The organism is Planotetraspora phitsanulokensis, from assembly GCF_016863295.1.
Taxonomy (GTDB): Bacteria; Actinomycetota; Actinomycetes; order Streptosporangiales; family Streptosporangiaceae; genus Planotetraspora; species Planotetraspora phitsanulokensis.
Window position 1 is genome coordinate 1 of the sequence record NZ_BOOP01000081.1, and the last position, 1,200, is coordinate 1,200.

The following is a 1,200-nucleotide window of genomic DNA, read 5'->3' on the forward strand; positions in this document are numbered from 1 at the left end:
CTAGTGGCCTGTCACGCAACCTTGGCCGGGTAACTGGTCCAGCTTCGGATGGGTGAGCTGGCGGCGAAGTTGGTCTTGGGGGCGGTTCGAGCGTTGCGCCAGCGCATATAGCCGGCGATGGCGGCGTTCTGCTCGTCGTGGGTGCGGTGATCGGTGCCGTTGAGCGCGTAGTACCGCAGCGCGGCGAACTCCGATTCGATCCAGTTCAGCCAGGAGCCGTAGGTCGGCAGGAACACCAACTCGATGTCGTTGCCAGCGGCCCAGGCCCTGACCTCGGGATGTTTATGCGGGGAGTAGTTGTCGGCGATCACGTACAACTTCTGGCCGGGCCAGCGGGCGCGGAGCGTTTTGAGGAAGGACAGGTACTCCCGCCACCGCTTGCGTCTGCGGATCCGGTAGTACAACTTGCCGGTGGCCAGATCCAAGGCGGCGATCATGTGCATCACACCGTGGTAGCGGTTGTAAGTAGCCCGCAACCGAGCCGGGGACCCGACCGGCCGCCAGCGTTTGCCCGTGCGGGGCATCAGGTTCAACGGGCCGAACTCATCAACGCAGACCACCCGCCCACCTTCGGGCGGGTGATCGTATAACTCCAGCACCCGCTGCATCTTGGCGATGAACTGCGGGTCGTTGGAAGCCTTCCACGTCGTCGTGGTCTGCCAGCTCACCCCACCCCTGCGCAGGATCCGCCGCAGATGCTCACGGCTGATCGCGGCGACCACACCGCGGGCGATCAGGTGCTCGGCCAGTGTCTTCAGGCTCCATGTCGAGTGCCCCGTGATGCCCCACTCGGAGGGGACCGTCTTGGCGATCAGGCAGATGTGCTCACGCACCCGGCTACTGATCGCTGGTGGACGGCCCCCGCTCCATTTTGGGTCCAGCGCATCGAACCCCCGCTCGTTGAAGGCATGGATGACATCACGAACGTAGTCATCGCTGACCTGCATCAAGGAGGTGATGTCCCGGACGCTTTGGCCCTGGCCGGACATCATCACCACGATCGCCCGCCGCAACTTGATCGGATCCTTCGCAGTCCGCGTGATCCGCTGCAGCTTGCGGCCTTCCTCCATCGACAACGGCCGAACGAACACTTCCGGTCGGCGAGCCACGACCACCTCCCAACATCGAAGAGGCAGCCAGCCTGACGGGTTCACCCACCAGAGATCAATTACCCATCCAACGTTCGGTGACGGGCCACTA

General features: G+C 63.8%; 1 protein-coding gene. It reads right to left on the bottom strand.

Going from position 1 to position 1,200, the window contains the following annotated elements:
- Positions 1-11: 11 nt before the first annotated feature.
- Positions 12-1,200, bottom strand: a 1,189-nt coding sequence (locus Pph01_RS42455; RefSeq protein ID WP_204078941.1) for an IS630 family transposase, incomplete at its 5' end; no start/stop codon positions are given.